The organism is Stenotrophomonas sp. 96582_Sma, from assembly GCF_056480905.1.
The window spans coordinates 3,600,086-3,617,696 of sequence record NZ_CM151122.1 but is presented as its reverse complement, the minus strand read 5'-3'; the positions used below and the strand labels follow the sequence as shown (position 1 = coordinate 3,617,696).

Below are 17,611 nucleotides of genomic sequence, written 5' to 3'. Positions count from 1 at the left end.
TGGGGGGTGTCGGCACTGCAGCATGACCGGGCGTGAAGACAATGTTAATCTCGATCTGCGCCGCCTTATGCGGCGCTTTTTTTTCTCCGCTCTTTCGATCGACAGAGGATCCCATGCCGACCGAACCCGCTACTGCCCTGATCAGCAACGACATCGTTGGACTGGGCCTGATTGCCGCCACCCTGGCCCTGATCTTCTGGGCCGCCAGTGGTCCAACCCCGCTGCTGAAGAAGATCTTCGCCTGGGTGCCGGCCCTGCTGCTGTGCTATTTCATCCCCGCCATCTACAACACCGCCGGTGTCATCGATGGCCACAATACCTCGCTGTACAACCCGGTCGCGCGTGACGTGCTGCTGCCGGCCGCGCTGGTCCTGCTGACCCTGTCGATCGACCTGAAAGGCGTCATCAAGCTCGGCCCGAAACTGCTGATCGTGTTCTGTGCCGGTACCGCCGGCATCATGCTCGGCGCCATCGTTTCATTCCAGCTGATGAAGCTGATCCATCCGGAAACCGTGGCCGGTGATACCTGGGCCGGCATGGCGGCGCTGGCCGGCAGCTGGATCGGTGGCGGCGCCAACATGGTCGCCATGCGCGAGGTGTTCGGCACCGATGCCACCACGTTCGGCCAGTTCGCGGTGGTTGACGTGGCCTGTGCCAGCCTGTGGATGGCGATCCTGCTGTTCCTGGCCAACCGCGCACAGCAGATCGACACCCGCAATGGTGCCGACACCCGTGCCATCGACGAGATGAAGGCGCGCATCAGTGCCTACGAGGCGCAGAACGCGCGCATTCCCAGCATGACCGACCTGATGGTGATCGTTGGCGTGGCACTGGGCGGCGTCGGCCTGGCCCATGCCATCGCCGCGCCGCTGGCGGGCTGGTTCAAGGCCAATGTCAGCTGGGCCAGCCAGTTCAGCCTCGACAGCCAGTTCGTCTGGGTGATCCTGCTGTCCACGGCGATGGGCCTGGGCCTGAGCTTCACCCGTGCCCGCCGGCTGGAAGCGGCCGGTGCGTCGCGGCTGGGCACGGTGTTCCTGTACTTCCTGATCGCCTGCATCGGCATGCAGATGAACCTGCTGTCGCTGCTGGATCGGCCGTGGCTGTTCCTGCTCGGCGCGATCTGGATGGCCACGCACGTGCTGGTGCTGTGGGTGGTGGCCAAGCTGCTGCGCGCGCCGCTGTTCTTCTTCGCCATTGGTTCGCAGGGCAACATCGGCGCAGCCGCTTCGGCCCCTGTGGTGGCGGCGGCGTTCCATCCGACGCTGGCGCCGGTGGGCGTGCTGCTGGGTACGGTGGGTTATGCCACCGGCACGGGCCTGGCCTACGTCACCGGCCTGATCCTGAAGTGGATGGCCACCGGCTGAGTTCGGACCGCCCTGGCGTCATGCTTCCGTAGATCCACGCCATGCGTGGATGCATTTCATGGGTCTCCATGAACAAGGAAGGGGTCAGATCTGTTTCCCGGAGGAAACGGATCTGACCCCGGACTCAACTCGATATCTGCCAGGTTTCATCCACGCATGGCGTGGATCTACTCAACGTCACTCGAGCGCTGTTGAACCGAACCCTCAACAGCAGCGGCCACCGTTGCGTCCGCCATAACGCGCTTCCTGGCGCTCGCGGAAGAACGTCTTGTAGTCCATCGGCTCCTGGTCCGGATGCTTCTCCAGCATATGCCGGACGTAGTTGTCGTAATCAGGAATGCCACAGCACAGTCGTGCGGTCTGCACCAGGCGCCGCCAGATGCGGCGGTGCGCCTGGTACTGGCCGGCGGGAACCAGTTGGGTACTCATCACAGATCCACCATTTCATGCGGCTTCAGCGCCACGTACGGGGTCTCGCGGTCAGTGCGCTGCGGATTGCGGCGGGCCGCCAGGATGGTCTTGATCGAATACACCAGCACCGCGCCCACCACCAGCAGGAACAGCGCGGTCAGGCCGGTGTTGACGTAGGCGTTGACCACGATCTGCTTCATCTGCGCCACCGACTTGGCCGGTGCAGTGATGGTATCGCTGGCGAGCGCGGCCTGGAACTTGTGTGCCTGTGCCAGGAAGCCCTGTGCCGGATTGCTGTCGAAGATCTTGATGAAGCCGGCGTAGGTGGTGCAGATCAGCAGCCACACCGCCGGTACCGCAGTCACCCATGCATAGCGGTCACGCTTCATCTTGAACAGCACCACCGTGCCCAGCATCAATGCGATGCCGGCCAGCATCTGGTTCGAGATGCCGAACAGCGGCCACAGCGTCTGGATGCCGCCGAACGGATCGACCACGCCGGTGTAGAGCAGGTAGCCCCACAGCGCCACGCAGCCGGCGGTGCCGATGATGTTGGCGGTCCACGATTCGGTCTTCTTCAGGGCCGGCACGAAGTTGCCCAGCAGGTCCTGCAGCATGAAGCGGCCCGCACGGGTACCGGCGTCCACCGCGGTGAGGATGAACAGCGCTTCGAACAGGATCGCGAAGTGGTACCAGAACGCCATCATCGCGTCGCTGCCACTGGGAATCGCTTCGTGCAGGATCTGCGCGATGCCTACCGCCAGTGTTGGCGCGCCACCTGCACGATGCAGGATGGTGGGTTCACCAATGGCCGCCGCGGTCGCGGTCAGCTGCTCGGGGGTGATGGTGAAGCCCCAGGTGTTGGTGATGTAGTGCGCGGCCGAGGCCGCATCGGCACCGATCACCGCCGCCGGGCTGTTCATCGCGAAATAGATGCCCGGATCGATGATCGAGGCCGCCACCAGCGCCATCACCGCCACGAACGATTCCATCAGCATGCCGCCGTAGCCGATGTAACGCATGTGCGCTTCATTGGCCAGCAGCTTCGGCGTGGTGCCGGAGGAAATCAACGCATGGAAGCCGGAGACCGCACCGCAGGCGATGGTGATGAACAGGAACGGGAACATGCCGCCCTTCCACACCGGGCCATCACCGCTGGCGGCGAACTGGGTCAGCGCCGGCATCTTCAGTTCCGGCATCACCACCAGGATGCCGATGGCCAGCGCGATGATGGTGCCGATCTTGAGGAAGGTCGACAGGTAATCACGCGGGGCCAGCAGCAGCCACACCGGCAGCACCGAGGCGACGAAGCCGTAGCCGATCAGCATCCAGGTGATCTGGGTGCCGGTGAAGGTGAACGCCGGGCCCCAGACCGGGTCGGCGGCGACCTTGCCGCCGTACCAGATCGCGGCGAGCAGCAGGATCAGGCCAACCACCGAGATCTCGCCGATCTTGCCGGGGCGGATGTAGCGCATGTACACGCCCATCAGGATCGCGATGGGCATCGTCGCGATCACCGTGAACATGCCCCACGGGCTTTCGGCCAGCGCCTTGACCACCACCATCGCCAGCACTGCCAGGATGATGATCATGATCAGGAACGCACCGAACAGCGCGATGGTGCCGGGCACCTGGCCCATCTCTTCTCTTACCAGGTCACCCAGCGAGCGGCCATTGCGGCGGCTGGACAGGAACAGGACCATGAAGTCCTGCACCGCACCGGCCAACACCACGCCCACCACCAGCCACAGCAGGCCGGGCAGGTAGCCCATCTGCGCGGCCAGGACCGGGCCGACCAGCGGGCCGGCGCCGGCAATGGCGGCGAAGTGGTGGCCGAACAGCACGTGCTTGTTGGTCGGAACGTAGTCCAGGCCATCGTTGTTGATCACCGCCGGGGTGGCCCGGGTCGGATCCAGCTGCATCACCTTGTTGGCGATGAACAGGCTGTAGAAGCGATAGGCGACGAGGTACAGCGACACCGCCGCGACGACGATCCACAGGGCATTGATGTGTTCGCCGCGGCGCAGCGCCACGGTGCCCAGACAGAACGCGCCGAGCAGAGCGAGTACCGCCCAGCCCAGTTTGGAAAACCCTTTCATGAGGTGCTCTCTCCCGGAAAGACAGACAAAGAGTCCTGCTTGCCCACGACAGGGTCAATTGGCACAGGACGAATCGGCGGTAGTACTTTGGTCGTACGGCGGCTGCGCTGACGTGCAGCGAACATCAGGGATGGAACAATCGGTTGCGGAGCCATCCATTGGCCTACGGCCGTGTGGCGTCCATCTTCAGTGGCACCCATCCAACAGGAGTCGCCATGAGCTTTCCCGAACCGGTCCGCGTACTGCGCACCATCCGTGGCATGCCCACCTCCGACGGTGCCGGCGTGCGCCTGACCCGCGTCATCGGCGGCCCGACGCTGCCCGACCTGGATCCGTTCCTGCTGCTTGATGAGTTCGGTACCGACCGCGCCGAGGACTACATCGCCGGCTTCCCGGAACACCCGCACCGTGGTTTCGAGACCGTCACCTACATGCTCGACGGGCGCATGCGGCATCGCGACAACCATGGCAACGAAGGCCTGCTGACCCCGGGCAGCGTGCAGTGGATGACCGCTGGCCGTGGCCTGGTGCATTCGGAAATGCCCGAGCAGGAAAGCGGGCAGATGCGCGGGTTCCAGCTGTGGGTGAACCTGCCGGCGAAGGAGAAGATGACCGAGCCGAAGTACCAGGAATTCGCACCCGAGCGCATTCCCGTGGTGCACCCGGAGCCGGGCGTGGAGGTGAAGGTGATTGCCGGCAGCGTGGACGGCACCGATGGCCCGATCGTGCAGCCGGCCACCGATCCGCTCTACCTCGACATCACGCTGTCGCCCGACCGGGCCTGGACCTATGCGCTGCCGGAGGGGCACAACGCGTTCGCCTACGTGTTCGAAGGTGCGATGACCGTGGGTGAGCAGGACGCCGCGCGCGACGTTGCACGCCAGGAACTGGCGGTGCTGGGCGGTGGCGAGCAGTTGCACCTCTCGGCCGGCAGCGAAGGTGCGCGGTTGATCCTGGTGGCCGGCCGTCCGCTGCGCGAGCCGGTGATGCGGCATGGCCCGTTCGTGATGAACACGCGGCAGGAACTGATGCAGGCCTTCGTCGATTTCCAGGAAGGCAAGTTCTGAGGGGGGACGCCGGGCCATGCCCGGCGGATGTCCAGCGCATTGGATGCGGCGGGGATGCTGCCAGGCAGTCATCCCCGTCACCTTCAGCGCCCCGCGGCCACGGCCGACGGAGTCAGGCTCATGCCCTGCGCCAGCTGCTGCAGCGAGCCCAGTTCCTGCGCGCTGTCCGGATACAGCGAAATCTGCGCGTAACGCCCTTTGTCGAGCTTGACCACACTGATGCGACGCTCGGCATAGCCCGGCGGCTGCTGGCCACCCAGATCTGGCTGGTACCAGTACAGCGATTCACCGCCGAAGCTGCCCTTTTCCTGGCGCAGCGAGCGGTTCAATGGAAGGTTGGGATCGCGCGCACTGAGCATCAGGCTCAGTACCTCGCGACCATCGCCGGTGCTGGCGCGGCAGACCAGGAAATCGGCCTGTGCCTGCTGTTGCCACTGCAGGCCGCTGCTGGCCGGCAATGAAGGACATTCGGTGGGAGCCTGCGCGGCGGCCTGGGCCACCGCGAACAGCAGGCTCGACAACACTACAGGCGCGAACTTCATGCATCCCCCAAGGTGGTGAGTCGTTGGCTCCGCCGGATGGACCGGCAGCCTTGGCATCCCATCCCCGGATGCCGCCCCGGCCGGCATGTGCACGGACGGTCAACTCAACCTTAACGGAACGTGAGCGATCGCACAAATCGCGGTTACACGCGTAACCATTGCGACCGATGGTCGGCCGCAATGGTCCGCACGGGCCTCAGCGGTCGTTGCCGATCCACTTGTAGATGATGCCGCCGATCGCGCCGCCCAGCAGCGGGGCAACCCAGAACAGCCACAGCTGGCTGACCGCGCCGCTGCCGGCGAAGAAGGCCACCGCCGTGGAACGGGCCGGGTTCACCGAGGTGTTGGTGACCGGGATGCTGATCAGGTGGATCAGGGTCAGTGACAGGCCGATCGCCAGCGGGGCGAACCCGGCCGGTGCCTTGCCGTGGGTGGCGCCCATGATCACGATCAGGAACACGGCGGTCAGCACCACTTCGCACAGGAAGGCCGCGGCCACGCTGTAGCCGCCGGGGGACAGCGCGCCGTAGCCGTTGCTGGCGAATGCACCGGCCTGGCTGCCATCAATGGCGAAGCCGCTGGCGCCCGATGCGATCTGCAGCAGGATGAAGCCGGCCAGCAGGCCGCCGGCGACCTGGGCGATGATGTACGGGATCAGGTCCTTGGTCGGGAAACGACCGCCGGCCCACAGGCCGACACTGACCGCCGGATTGAAGTGCGCGCCGGAGATATGGCCGAACGCATAGGCGCCGGTTACCACGGTCAGGCCGAAGGCCAGCGCAACGCCGAGGAAACCGATACCCAGCGGATTGCCGTCACCGCCGAACTTGGCGGCCAGCACGGCACTGCCACAGCCACCCAGAACCAGCCAGAACGTGCCGAGGAACTCGGCGGACAAGCGTTTACCCATGCTCATGTGTTGCACTCCTTTGACGGTCGAAAGTGTGATTTATGTCACATTTCAATGATCAGCGGGTGACTGTAGTGTCAACGCCGGGTGCAGGGATACACCTTCGGATGTGTGCAACACGCGATGTTCAGTACTGCGGCAGCGGGATGAATTCCTTGTCGTCGCCCGGAATGGTGCCGAAGCGGCCGGCCTCCCAGTCGTGCTTGGCCTGTTCGATACGTTCCTTCGAGCTGGACACGAAGTTCCACCACAGGTGACGCGGGCCATCCAGCGGCTCGCCACCGAACAACATCGCCTTCACCGGCGTCTTTGCGCGCAGGCGGCCACGCGCACCAGCCTCGGGGATCACCAGGTGCTGGGCAGGGATGTCCACGCCATCCAGCTGCGCGTCGCCTTCGAGGATGTACAGCGCGCGCTCGCGGTGGCCGTTGTCGATATCGATTTCCGCATCCGGGTCGAGGTCGATCGCCACGTTGAGCGTATCGGCGAACACCTTCACCGGCGATTCTTCGCCGTAGGCGCGGCCGGCAATGACGCGCAGCCATGCGCCATTGCGGCGCTGCTCGGGCAGGGTGGCAGCGGCGTGGTGGTAGAACGCCGGTTCGATTTCCTCGTGCGACTTCGGCAGCGCGACCCAGGTCTGCATGCCGTGGATCGGGTTGTCGTGATCGCGGTCAGGTTGCGGCGTGCGCTCGGAATGGGCGATGCCGCGGCCGGCGGTCATCCAGTTGACGTCACCGGGACGGATCACCTGGTCCGAACCCAGCGTGTCGCGGTGGCCGATCGCGCCCGACCACAGATAGGTGACGGTGGCCAGGCCGATATGCGGATGCGGGCGCACGTCGATGGCGGTGCCGGGATGCATGAGTGCCGGGCCCATCTGGTCGACGAACACGAACGAGCCGATGCTGCGGGCCTGCAGGGTCGGGACGGCCCGGCGGACTTCGAGGCCGCCGATGTCGTGCACGCGCGGGGCGATGATGGTGGTCATGCGGGCGTTCTCGCTGGCAGGGATCAGGTGATCAGCATCGCATGCAGCGGTGACGGGGACATGCCCCGTATGGGTAACAGGTTGTTCCGTAGAGTCGAGATCCTATGTTCGTGGTCAAGCCTGCTGGAAGCAGGCTTGACCCACCTTCAGCATGGCCGGATCGAAGTCCCGGCCGCTTTTGAAGACACCCCAGGCGATCCTGGCCAGCTTTCTGGCCAGGATGTTGAAGACGGCGGTGCTGGGGTGACCGCGTTTTGACAGCTCGTCGTAGAGCGGTTGCCCCTGGCGACACCGCTTGAGCCCCATGGCGGCCATGTAGAGCATCTGGCGCAGCACTGGCGCGCCCTGTTTGGACAGCCGACGCCGTCCCGTTCTGCCGCCAGACTCGTTAGGCCGGGGATCCAGGCCGGTGCAGGCGATCCACGCGTTGGCGCTGGCCAACGGCCAGCGCGTCATGTAGTAGATCAGGTGAGCGGCGACGGCAGGGCCGACACCAGGGATGGTCAACAGGCGCTTGTAGAGCGTGCCATGCTCGCCATCGCGACCCAAGCGCTGCAGTTCGCTTTCCAGCTCGGACAGCGTCCCAGCCAGAGCGCAGAACAGATCTGACAGCTCCCCGGGGGCACTTTTGCTTACCCCGAAGGATTGCTCCAGGCGCGCGCGTGTCTTTACCAGCGTCTGCCGCTTGCGCAGCAAATCGTGCATCTGCTGCTGCTCGTCGGTACGCGGTACGTATTCACGCAGGCGATCGTTCTCCTTCTTCACGTACCGGGCGATCGCTTCGGCGTCCATGGCGTCCGTCTTGCCACGCGAGCCCGTCGCCCGGCCGTAGTGCTTGATCAGACGTGGATTGATCACATAGACAACGTGGCCTGCTTGGCCAGCCATCCGAGCCAACAACTCGTAGTACCGCCCCGTCGCCTCCATGCCAATCCGGCATCGCTGGGGCAAGGTGTTGAGCCACTGGGCTATGCCGGCCCGGGTGTTGGCGATCCTGTCGCCGGCCTTGCGGTCGGCCACTGCCGGTACGAACTCCTTGGAGTCCACGTCCACGCCAATATCGAGAGAATCAGACATTTGTACGGCTCCCAGCTATCTTTAAGGGGCTGGGGTGGTACCGCACCGACGTTAGCTTGCCTACATCGACGATCCCCTTTGGGGGCCGTACGATCCTTTATCGACGTTCGTGTGCGGGATGGGGATCGCTCGACTCGTCTGTCGGCTAGTATCCGCAGATGCATGCTTGACGGTCCCTCCACCCTGGCTCCTACATACCTCGTAGGAGCCGGGAGGAACATACAAGCTTGCTCGACTGGGGTTCCAGCCAACGGCGCAGCCCCTCGTGGCTGAACGATCGGTAGAGTCGACTGTTAGTCGACTTGCGCTTGGCCGGGCGGGGTGGGTTCGCGGGGGACGCCGTGAATCCGTCCTTGGAGGCTTGGCCGCGGCATCCATGCCGCGGACACCCCCGCGAACCCACCCCGCCCGGCCTCTGACAGTTTCCGTGTGCGTCCAGCCACGGAGAAGAAAAAAAGAAAATCAAAATCAAACGCCGGTCGCTTCGCTCGCATCCACGCATGGCGTGGACCAAGCGTGTCGACCAAGGTCGACACCTACCAGCTCCCGAAGGTCACTGACCGTCACCGGGAAACTGTCAGGGGTGGGGCGGTGTGGGCAGGCAGGACCGTTGGCGCCATGGGCCCGAGGCATGCCTCGGGCGGGTTGGGCAGGACGCCCAACCCCGGTCTTGCCATGTGCGCAGGACAGCGCACACGAGCAAGGCGCCATCGAGCCCCCATGGACGGGTTTACGGCGTGTCCTGCCTGCCCACACCGCCCCGCCCAGCAAACAGAAAAGCCAGAGCCGGCTGTTGCTCCGGCTCTGGCTCTGGCTTTTGCTTCGGCGGTTGCCTCTGCGGGTGCCGGGCCGCAGGCCCGGCCGATCAACTCACACCACCGGTTCGCGCAGGGCGGGGTTGTCCCAGCCCGGGCGCGGTGCGAAACGGTCACCATGGCGCTGCTGCAGCGCCTTCAACCGCTCGACGATCGCGTCGGCACCCACCGCGCGGATGTGCTGGATCGGACCACCGCGGAACGGTGCGAAGCCGGTGCCGAAGATCACGCCGGCATCCAGCAGGTCCGCATCGGCCACCACGCCTTCGTGCAGGCAGGCCACCGCTTCGTTCAACAGCGGCAGGATCAGGCGGTCCTCCAGATCGGCCGGGGCCTGGTAATCGCTGGCCACGTCCGGCTTCTTCGGCTTGCCGTTCTCCCAGGTGTAGATGCCCTGGCCATCCTTCTTGCCGCGCTTGTCCGGTTCCACCGTCTGCAGCGCGGCCGGAATCTGCAGGCCCAGGAACGGTGCCAGTTCGCGGCCGACACCGGCGGCTACGTCCAGGCCCACGGTATCGATCAGTTCGATCGGGCCCATCGGCATGCCGAACTTCACCGCCGCCCTGTCGATCACCGGGCCCGGGATGCCTTCGGCGTAGGCAGTGGCGGCTTCCAGCATGTACGGGAACAGCACGCGGTTGACCAGGAAGCCCGGGCTGCCGGCCACCGGCACCGGGAACTTGCCCAGTGCCTTGCAGAACGCGGCCAGGCGACGTTCGGTCTCAGGCGCCATGCCGTCGTGATGGATGATTTCCACCAGCGGCATCTGCGCGACCGGGTTGAAGTAGTGCAGGCCAGCGAACTGTGCCGGGCGCTGGATGTGGTCGCGCAGCTCCACCAGCGGAATCGACGAGGTGTTGGTGGTCAGCAGCGCATCCAGCTTCATCTTCGGTTCCAGCGTCTGGTACAGCGCGCGCTTGGCTTCCGGGTTCTCGATGATCGCCTCGATCACCAGATCGGCCTCGGCCACGCCGCTGCCTTCCAGGTCGGCACGCAGGCGCGCGGCCACCGCGGGACGCTTGCTCTCGTCGCGCACCTTCTTGGCGAACAGCGCCTGCGCGCGTTCCATGGCCGGGTCGATGAAGCGCTGCTCGCGGTCCTGCAGGGTCACCTCGAAGCCCTTGTAGGCGGCCCACGCGGCGATATCACCGCCCATCACGCCGGCGCCGACCACGTGCACGTGGCGGATGCCGGAATCACCACCGCCGAGGCCCTTCAGGCGCTCGGTCAGGAAGAAAATGCGGATCAGGTTGCGCGCGGTCGGCGTGCTGGCCAGCTTCACCACGGCACGCCGCTCGGCATCCAGGCGCGCCTGGATCGGCTTGCCGCCGCTGCGCTGCCAGGTGCTGATCAGCGCGTAGGGCGCCGGGTACTGGTCCTTCTTGGCCTTGCGCGCGACCTGCTTGACCATCTGCGGTGCCAGCAGGGTGCGGGCCAGCCAGGTGTTGGTGGCCCAGGCCGTCGCGCGCTGCTTGAACGGGCGGGTGGTGCCGGACAGCGCCAGCGCGACGGCGGTGTCGAGCACCACCGCCGGTGCCACCACCTTGTCGACCAGGCCGATGCCGCGCGCGGCCGAGGCCGACAGGGTGCGGCCGGTCAGCATCATGTCCATCGCCGCCGGTGCGCCGACCAGCTGCGGCAGGCGCGCGCTGCCACCCCAGCCCGGGAAGATGCCCAGCTGGGTCTCCGGCAGGCCGATGCGGGTGCTGCTGTCATTGGAGGCCACGCGGTAGCGGCAGGCCAGCGCCAGCTCGGTACCGCCGCCCAGGCAGTGGCCGTGGATGGCTGCCACGGTCGGGCAGGGCAGTTCAGCCAGCTTCTGGTAGGTGGCCTGGCCGCGACGGATGGCGTCGTTGACGGTGCCGCGGCGGTCGAACTCCTGGAACTCCTTCAGGTCGGCACCGGCAATGAAGCCGGCCTTCTTCAGCGACTGGATCACCACGCCCTTGGGCGGGTCCAGTGCAATGCGCTCGAGCAGGTCGCCCAGTTCCAGCAGCACGTCCTGCGACATGGCGTTGACGCTGCTGTCCTGACGATCCAGGGAGAGAACCACCACGCCGTCGTCGCGGATCTCGGGGTGCCAGTGGCTGAAGCGGAGACCATCGAAGCCTGAGAGCATGGACGTTCCATCCGGTTGTGTATGGAGAAGCGGCTATGATCCAGAGGTTGTTTCCCCCGCGTCAAATCCCAATAGCAGGGGAGTGGCGACCCCGGATCCATGGCCGTGGACCGGGACGCTAACGGAACGGTGGTTAAAAGCTGGTGCGGCGCCAGGTGATCGGCGACTGAACTTTTCCCGGGATTGGCAGTCTCATTGCCCGACGTCGGTTGGGCTGACAGGAGTGCGGCCCCTCATGGCCGATGTTGATACACCTCAGGAGCTGGATCTGGAACTGGTCCGGCGCGTGCAGCACGGCGAGAGCGCCGCGTTCGATGTCCTGGTGCGCAAGTACCAGCATCGCGTGGTGGCCCTGGTCGGTCGCTACATCGCCGACTGGAGCGAATGTCAGGACGTCGCCCAGGACACTTTCATCCGTGCGTACCGCGCGATCGGAAGTTTCCGCGGCGATGCCCAGTTCTCAACCTGGTTGCATCGAATCGCCGTGAATACCGCCAAAAACTACCTGGCTTCACACAATCGACGGCCGCCGACCGATGACATCGACATCGGTGACGCCGAACAGTTCGACAGCGGGACGCGCCTGCGCGACACCGATACGCCCGAACGCGAGTTGATGCGCCAGGAACTGGAACAGACGGTGATGAAGGCCGTCAATGCGCTGCCGGAAGAACTCCGGTTGGCGATCACCCTGCGCGAGGTGGAAGGCCTGAGTTACGAAGATATCGCGCAGAAAATGGGGTGCCCGATCGGCACCGTGCGTTCACGGATCTTCCGGGCGCGCGAGGCGATCGACACCGAACTCCGGCCGCTGTTGGACATCGGCAGCGCCACCCGTGAGAAGAGCCGCGTATGACCAGTAATCCGTTCAACGAATCGCAGAACCACCAATCGCCCGCCGGGCAGCGCCTGGACCAGCGCCATCGCGAACAGCTGTCGGCCCTGGTCGATGGCGAGCTGGGCGCCGACGAAGCGCGCTTCCTGCTGCGCCGGATGGAGCACGACCCCGAGCTGGCCGGCTGCCAGGAACGCTGGCAGCTGCTGGGTGACGTGATGCGCGGGCAGGCCTCGGCGCTGGCGCCGGCCGGCTTCAGCGCGGCCGTGGCCGCCGCCATCGCTGCCGAACCGGCGCCGCAGGCCGAGCCGCGCCGCGAGGTGCGCCGCAGCGGTTGGCGGGCCTGGGGCGGTGGCGCCGCACTGGCCGCCTCGGTGGCGGCGGTGGCGCTGTTCATGGGCGGCGAGAAGCTGAAGGAAGCCACCCCGGGCGAGCCGCTGGCACCGCAGGTGATCGCCAGCCAGGCCGAACTTGCGCCCGCTCCGGCGCCGACGACGCCGGCTCCGGTAACCGAAGCCTCGGTGGATACCGCCGCAATGGCCGTGGCCGGTGTACCGGCAGTGGCCATGGCCGCGGCCAGCCGACGCCAGGACACCCGTCGCGCCAGCGCTACCCGCAGCCAGCAGGCCGCGCGTGCCGCCCAGCGCGAGGACATGCCGCAACGCGCTGTGGCCGCTGCACAGGCGCCGCTGACCCCGACCGTGCCGGCCAACAATGCCAGCCGCAACATGCCGTTCGGTGAGGTTGGTGGCCTGCAGGCGCGACCGTGGCCGCGCTCCAGCCTGGCGCCCGCTGGCGGTGGCGCGCTCAATGCGAGCTTCCCGGCCCACGCCGGGGGCGCCGCGTTCTACCCGTTCGAGCCGCGCCTGCAGGACGACCTGCCGGTGCCGCCGCGCCCGCGCGACTGAGCCGGGCGCTTTCACCGCCCCGCCGTCGGCGGGGCCCGTATTCCTCTTTCCATCCGATCCGGAGGTTGCCGTCCGATGACTCCCCGACTCCGCACGCAGGCCATGGGCCTGCTGGCCCTGACCCTGCCGTTGGTGGCCTGCGCGCAGGCCCCGGCTCCGGCCGCCCAGACCCAGGCCGCGCCGGCCGCCGCGCCGCGGGCCCCGGCCCAGCCGCTGGTCACGGGCCTGCCTGACTTCACCAATCTGGTCGAACAGGTCGGGCCTGGCGTGGTCAACGTCGACACCACCATCGTCCGCAACAACCGCCAGGCCTCGCGGGGCCCGATGGGCGGCGACGATGACATGCCGGAGTTCTTCCGCCGCTTCTTCGGCCCGGATTTCCCGATGCCGGGGCAGGGCCCGGGCGGTCCGGACGGTGGCCCCAGCATCAAGGGCCGCGGCATGGGCTCGGGCTTCATCATCTCGCCCGATGGCTATGTGCTGACCAACTACCACGTGGTGGCCGATGCCAGCGAGGTGAAGGTCAAGCTGGGTGACCGCCGTGAGTTCACCGCGAAAGTGGTGGGCAGCGACCAGCAGTACGACGTGGCACTGCTGAAAATCGACGGCAAGAACCTGCCGACCGTGCGCGTTGGCGACTCCAACTCCCTCAAGCCGGGTCAGTGGGTGGTCGCGATCGGTTCGCCGTTCGGCCTCGACCACTCGGTCACTGCCGGCGTGGTCAGCGCCCTCGGCCGCAGCACAGGTGGTCCGGACCAGCGCTACGTGCCCTTCATCCAGACCGACGTGGCGATCAACCAGGGCAACTCCGGTGGCCCGCTGCTGAACACCCGTGGCGAAGTGGTCGGCATCAACTCGCAGATCTTCTCCGCCTCGGGCGGCTACATGGGCATCAGCTTCGCGATCCCCATCGACCTGGCGATGAGCGCGGTCGAGCAGATCAAGAAGACCGGCAAGGTCACCCGTGGCCAGCTCGGCGCGGTGGTGCAGGAAATCGACGGCCTGAAGGCGCAGGCGATGGGCCTGCCGGACAGCCGCGGCGCCCTGGTCAACCAGATCGTGCCGGACTCGGCTGCAGCCCGGGCCGGGGTGAAGATCGGCGATGTGATCCGTTCGGTGAACGGCGCGCCGGTCAACAGCTGGTCCGACCTGCCGCCGCTGATCGGCGCGATGGCACCGGGCAGCCGGGTCACCCTGGGCGTGATCCGTGATGGCAAGCCGCGCGACCTCAGCGCCACCCTGACCGCACTGACCGAAGACGGGCAGGCCGGTTCACGTGGCCCGGCCACCGGCGACAGCGATGCGGCTCCGCAGGCCGGCGCCAATGCCCTGCTGGGGCTGGACGTCAGTGACCTGACCGCACCGCAGCGCAAGCAGCTGGGCCTGGAATCGGGCGAAGGCGTGCGCATCACCGGGGTCAAGGGCCAGGGCGCGCGTGATGCGGGCCTGTCTCCGGGCATGGTGATCCTGCAGGTGGCCAGCACCCAGGTCGGCAGCGTGGACGCGCTGAACCGTGCGCTTTCCAGCTACAAGAAGGGCGACGTGGTGATGCTGCTGGTGCGCACCGGCAGCGGCAACAGCGCGTTCGTCGCGGTCAAGGCCGGCCAGTAAGGCCTGCCGGGGCCGCTTCGGCGGCCCCGGCTTTTCCCCGAAGCCCCGCCCTGGCGGGGCTTCGGCCATTCCGGGCCCGGTCCGATGAGGCCGTTTTCGCGGGCGGGCGCCGGGCATGCGATAATCGACCGTTACCCTGACGACGCCGCGCGCCGCCGCCACCTATGTCTTCTGATTCGATGCGGAACATCCGCAACTTCTCCATCATCGCCCATGTCGACCACGGCAAGTCCACGCTGGCCGACCGCATCATCCAGCTCTGTGGTGGCCTGCAGGCCCGCGAGATGGAAGCGCAGGTGCTCGACTCCAACCCGATCGAGCGCGAGCGTGGCATCACGATCAAGGCGCAGTCGGTGTCGCTGCCGTACTTGGCCAAGGACGGGCAGACCTACCATCTGAACTTCATCGACACCCCCGGCCACGTCGACTTCTCCTATGAAGTCAGCCGCTCGCTGGCCGCCTGCGAAGGCGCGCTGCTGGTGGTCGATGCGGCCCAGGGCGTGGAAGCGCAGTCGGTGGCCAACTGCTACACCGCCGTGGAGCAGGGCCTGGAAGTGGTGCCGGTGATCAACAAGATCGACCTGCCCACCGCCGACATCGAGCGCGCCAAGGCCGAGATCGAGGCCGTGATCGGCATCGACGCCTCCGACGCCGTGCCGGTCAGTGCCAAGACCGGCCTGAACGTGCAGGACGTGCTGGAAGCGATCGTGCATCGCATCCCGCCGCCGAAGCCGCGCGACACCGACAAGCTGCAGGCGCTGATCATCGACTCCTGGTTCGACAACTACCTGGGTGTGGTCTCGCTGGTGCGCGTGATGCAGGGCGAGATCAAGGCAGGTGACAAGCTGCAGGTGATGTCCACCGGCCGCAACCACCAGGTCGACAACGTCGGCGTGTTCACCCCGAAGCGCAAGGTGCTGCCAGCGCTGCGTGCAGGTGAAGTGGGTTGGGTCACCGCCAGCATCAAGGACGTGCACGGTGCGCCGGTCGGCGACACCCTTACCCTGGCCGGCGACCCGGCACCGAAGCCGCTGCCGGGCTTCCAGGAAATGCAGCCGCGCGTGTTCGCCGGCCTGTTCCCGGTCGATGCCGAGGACTACCCGGACCTGCGCGAAGCGCTGGACAAGCTGCGCCTGAACGATGCCGCGCTGCGTTTCGAGCCGGAAAGCTCCGAGGCGATGGGCTTCGGCTTCCGCTGCGGCTTCCTCGGCATGCTGCACATGGAAATCGTGCAGGAGCGCCTGGAGCGCGAATACAACCTGGACCTGATCAGCACCGCGCCGACGGTGGTGTATGAAGTCCTGAAGACCGATGGCTCGATCATCAACATGGACAACCCGGCCAAGCTGCCGCCGGTGAACCAGGTCGAGGAGATCCGCGAGCCGATCATCCGTGCCAACGTGCTCACCCCCGAGGAGTACATCGGCAACATCATCAAGCTGTGCGAAGAGAAGCGCGGCAGCCAGATCGGCATCAACTACCTGGGCAGCCAGGTGCAGATCAGCTACGAGCTGCCGATGGCCGAGGTGGTGCTGGACTTCTTCGACAAGCTGAAGTCGGTCAGCCGTGGCTATGCCTCGCTGGACTACCACTTCGTGCGCTTCGACGCAGGCCCGTTCGTGCGCGTGGACGTACTGATCAACGGTGACAAGGTCGATGCACTGTCGCTGATCGTGCACCGCAGCCATGCCGACCGTCGCGGCCGCGAGCTGTGCGAAAAGATGAAGGACCTGATCCCGCGCCAGATGTTCGACGTGGCCATCCAGGCCGCCGTCGGCTCGCAGATCATCGCCCGTACCACGGTCAAGGCCATGCGCAAGAACGTGCTGGCCAAGTGCTATGGTGGCGACGTTTCGCGCAAGAAGAAGCTTCTGGAAAAGCAGAAGGAAGGCAAGAAGCGCATGAAGCAGGTCGGCCGCGTGGAGATCCCGCAGGAAGCGTTCCTGGCCGTGCTGCAGATGGACAACAAGTAAGCCCGCACCGGCCCTGCGGGGCCGGTCGTCTGGTGACGTTGCAAAGGACCCTGAATGAAACTGTTTGAGATCCTCCTGGTCGTGCTGACCCTGGCCTCGGGCCTGATCCTGCTCGCGGACAAGCTGTACCTCGCCAAGCGTCGCGCCCAGCGCGCGGGTCTGCTCGATTCCGAGCCGGTGCTGGTGGACTACTCACGTGCGTTCTTCCCGGTGCTGGCGATCGTGCTGATCGTGCGCAGCTTCATTGCCGAGCCGTACAAGATCCCGTCCAGCTCGATGATGCCGAACCTGCTGATCGGCGATTTCATCCTGGTCAACAAGTTCTCCTACGGCCTGCGCCTGCCGATCAGCAACACCAAGTTCGTGCCGGTGGGCGAGCCCTCGCGTGGTGACGTGGTGGTGTTCCACTTCCCCGGCCATGGCGAGAACGATCCGGCCAAGGGCGAGAACTTCATCAAGCGCGTGATCGGCGTGCCGGGTGACACCGTGGTCTTCGAAGGCGACGGCGTGATCCTCAACGGCGAGCCGCTGAAGTACGACAACAAGGGCATCTACGCCGGCCACAAGGGCCAGGGCGAGGGCGCCAACCTGCTGGTCGAGCACCTGCCGGGCCGCACCCACACGGTGCTGGAGACCGACTATCCGCGTGGCCAGGGCCAGTGGACCGTGCCGGCCGGCAAGTACCTGGTGATGGGCGACAACCGCGACAACAGCGACGATGGCCGTTTCTGGGGCCTGCTGCCGGAAGAGAACCTGCGTGGCAAGGCGTTCCTGATCTGGCTGAACTGCCAGGGCTGGTTCTGCAAGGATGGCTTCGAGCCGTCGCGGATCGGCTCGAGCATCAACTGAGCGGGCACCAACTGAGTATTTTCACATCCAACGCGTATCT

14 protein-coding genes are annotated in these 17,611 nt (G+C 66.2%); 7 read left to right on the top strand and 7 right to left on the bottom strand.

Annotation, left to right across the window (positions count from 1 at the left end):
• Positions 1-113: 113 nt before the first annotated feature.
• Entirely contained in the window at positions 114-1,364 is a 1,251-nt protein-coding gene (locus ACZK2R_RS16970) for a DUF819 family protein (protein WP_125895856.1), read from the top strand.
• Between the two features lie 204 nt (positions 1,365-1,568).
• On the opposite strand, the gene ACZK2R_RS16965 is transcribed toward ACZK2R_RS16970, so the two are convergent.
• Complete coding sequence (locus ACZK2R_RS16965) at positions 1,569-1,793, bottom strand: YbdD/YjiX family protein (RefSeq protein ID WP_005410613.1); 225 nt, start codon at positions 1,791-1,793, stop codon at positions 1,569-1,571.
• Positions 1,793-3,874: a carbon starvation CstA family protein gene (locus tag ACZK2R_RS16960; protein WP_049401342.1), complete on the bottom strand. Its 2,082-nt coding sequence runs from the start codon at positions 3,872-3,874 to the stop codon at positions 1,793-1,795. Before ACZK2R_RS16960 ends, ACZK2R_RS16965 begins: the two co-directional genes overlap by 1 nt.
• Positions 3,875-4,089: 215 nt before the next feature.
• Between ACZK2R_RS16960 and ACZK2R_RS16955 the strand changes: the two genes are divergently transcribed.
• Positions 4,090-4,941 (top strand): pirin family protein, encoded by an 852-nt coding sequence (locus tag ACZK2R_RS16955; RefSeq protein ID WP_125895857.1) that lies wholly within the window; start codon positions 4,090-4,092, stop codon positions 4,939-4,941.
• Between the two features lie 83 nt (positions 4,942-5,024).
• Here the strand turns inward: ACZK2R_RS16955 and ACZK2R_RS16950 are convergent, their stop codons facing one another.
• The 5 genes from ACZK2R_RS16950 to ACZK2R_RS16930 all read right to left on the bottom strand — a co-directional run bounded on the left by ACZK2R_RS16950 (position 5,025) and on the right by ACZK2R_RS16930 (position 11,395).
• On the bottom strand, positions 5,025-5,483 hold the full coding sequence (locus tag ACZK2R_RS16950; RefSeq protein WP_032129855.1) for a hypothetical protein: 459 nt from the start codon (positions 5,481-5,483) through the stop codon (positions 5,025-5,027).
• A 196-nt stretch (positions 5,484-5,679) separates the two neighbouring features.
• Positions 5,680-6,399, bottom strand: coding sequence for an aquaporin Z (gene aqpZ / locus ACZK2R_RS16945; RefSeq protein WP_032129854.1), 720 nt, complete (start codon positions 6,397-6,399; stop codon positions 5,680-5,682).
• A 121-nt stretch (positions 6,400-6,520) separates the two neighbouring features.
• Positions 6,521-7,384 (bottom strand): pirin family protein, encoded by an 864-nt coding sequence (locus tag ACZK2R_RS16940; protein ID WP_032129853.1) that lies wholly within the window; start codon positions 7,382-7,384, stop codon positions 6,521-6,523.
• Between the two features lie 114 nt (positions 7,385-7,498).
• Entirely contained in the window at positions 7,499-8,461 is a 963-nt protein-coding gene (locus ACZK2R_RS16935; protein ID WP_478487309.1) for an IS110 family transposase, read from the bottom strand.
• 870 nt (positions 8,462-9,331) lie between these two features.
• A complete protein-coding gene (locus tag ACZK2R_RS16930) occupies positions 9,332-11,395 on the bottom strand; it encodes a 3-hydroxyacyl-CoA dehydrogenase NAD-binding domain-containing protein (RefSeq protein WP_049401338.1) in 2,064 nt (687 codons plus the stop codon).
• A gap of 235 nt (positions 11,396-11,630) precedes the next feature.
• Between ACZK2R_RS16930 and rpoE the strand changes: the two genes are divergently transcribed.
• The 5 genes from rpoE to lepB all read left to right on the top strand — a co-directional run bounded on the left by rpoE (position 11,631) and on the right by lepB (position 17,571).
• Positions 11,631-12,251: an RNA polymerase sigma factor RpoE gene (gene rpoE / locus ACZK2R_RS16925; RefSeq protein ID WP_010482816.1), complete on the top strand. Its 621-nt coding sequence runs from the start codon at positions 11,631-11,633 to the stop codon at positions 12,249-12,251.
• Positions 12,248-13,138, top strand: coding sequence for a sigma-E factor negative regulatory protein (locus tag ACZK2R_RS16920; protein ID WP_125895916.1), 891 nt, complete (start codon positions 12,248-12,250; stop codon positions 13,136-13,138). Before rpoE ends, ACZK2R_RS16920 begins: the two co-directional genes overlap by 4 nt.
• A gap of 75 nt (positions 13,139-13,213) precedes the next feature.
• Positions 13,214-14,749, top strand: coding sequence for a DegQ family serine endoprotease (locus tag ACZK2R_RS16915; protein WP_032129850.1), 1,536 nt, complete (start codon positions 13,214-13,216; stop codon positions 14,747-14,749).
• A 179-nt stretch (positions 14,750-14,928) separates the two neighbouring features.
• A complete protein-coding gene (lepA, locus tag ACZK2R_RS16910; RefSeq protein WP_032129849.1) occupies positions 14,929-16,722 on the top strand; it encodes a translation elongation factor 4 in 1,794 nt (597 codons plus the stop codon).
• Between the two features lie 54 nt (positions 16,723-16,776).
• On the top strand, positions 16,777-17,571 hold the full coding sequence (lepB, locus tag ACZK2R_RS16905) for a signal peptidase I (protein ID WP_032129848.1): 795 nt from the start codon (positions 16,777-16,779) through the stop codon (positions 17,569-17,571).
• Positions 17,572-17,611: the final 40 nt, after the last annotated feature.

Coding starts and splice junctions, on each gene's coding strand:
- ACZK2R_RS16970 (WP_125895856.1), top strand. CDS start 114: ATGCCGACCGAACCCGCTACTGCCCTGATCAGCAACGACATCGTTGGA.
- ACZK2R_RS16965 (WP_005410613.1), bottom strand. CDS start 1,793: ATGAGTACCCAACTGGTTCCCGCCGGCCAGTACCAGGCGCACCGCCGC.
- ACZK2R_RS16960 (WP_049401342.1), bottom strand. CDS start 3,874: ATGAAAGGGTTTTCCAAACTGGGCTGGGCGGTACTCGCTCTGCTCGGC.
- ACZK2R_RS16955 (WP_125895857.1), top strand. CDS start 4,090: ATGAGCTTTCCCGAACCGGTCCGCGTACTGCGCACCATCCGTGGCATG.
- ACZK2R_RS16950 (WP_032129855.1), bottom strand. CDS start 5,483: ATGAAGTTCGCGCCTGTAGTGTTGTCGAGCCTGCTGTTCGCGGTGGCC.
- aqpZ (WP_032129854.1), bottom strand. CDS start 6,399: ATGAGCATGGGTAAACGCTTGTCCGCCGAGTTCCTCGGCACGTTCTGG.
- ACZK2R_RS16940 (WP_032129853.1), bottom strand. CDS start 7,384: ATGACCACCATCATCGCCCCGCGCGTGCACGACATCGGCGGCCTCGAA.
- ACZK2R_RS16935 (WP_478487309.1), bottom strand. CDS start 8,461: ATGTCTGATTCTCTCGATATTGGCGTGGACGTGGACTCCAAGGAGTTC.
- ACZK2R_RS16930 (WP_049401338.1), bottom strand. CDS start 11,395: ATGCTCTCAGGCTTCGATGGTCTCCGCTTCAGCCACTGGCACCCCGAG.
- rpoE (WP_010482816.1), top strand. CDS start 11,631: ATGGCCGATGTTGATACACCTCAGGAGCTGGATCTGGAACTGGTCCGG.
- ACZK2R_RS16920 (WP_125895916.1), top strand. CDS start 12,248: ATGACCAGTAATCCGTTCAACGAATCGCAGAACCACCAATCGCCCGCC.
- ACZK2R_RS16915 (WP_032129850.1), top strand. CDS start 13,214: ATGACTCCCCGACTCCGCACGCAGGCCATGGGCCTGCTGGCCCTGACC.
- lepA (WP_032129849.1), top strand. CDS start 14,929: ATGCGGAACATCCGCAACTTCTCCATCATCGCCCATGTCGACCACGGC.
- lepB (WP_032129848.1), top strand. CDS start 16,777: ATGAAACTGTTTGAGATCCTCCTGGTCGTGCTGACCCTGGCCTCGGGC.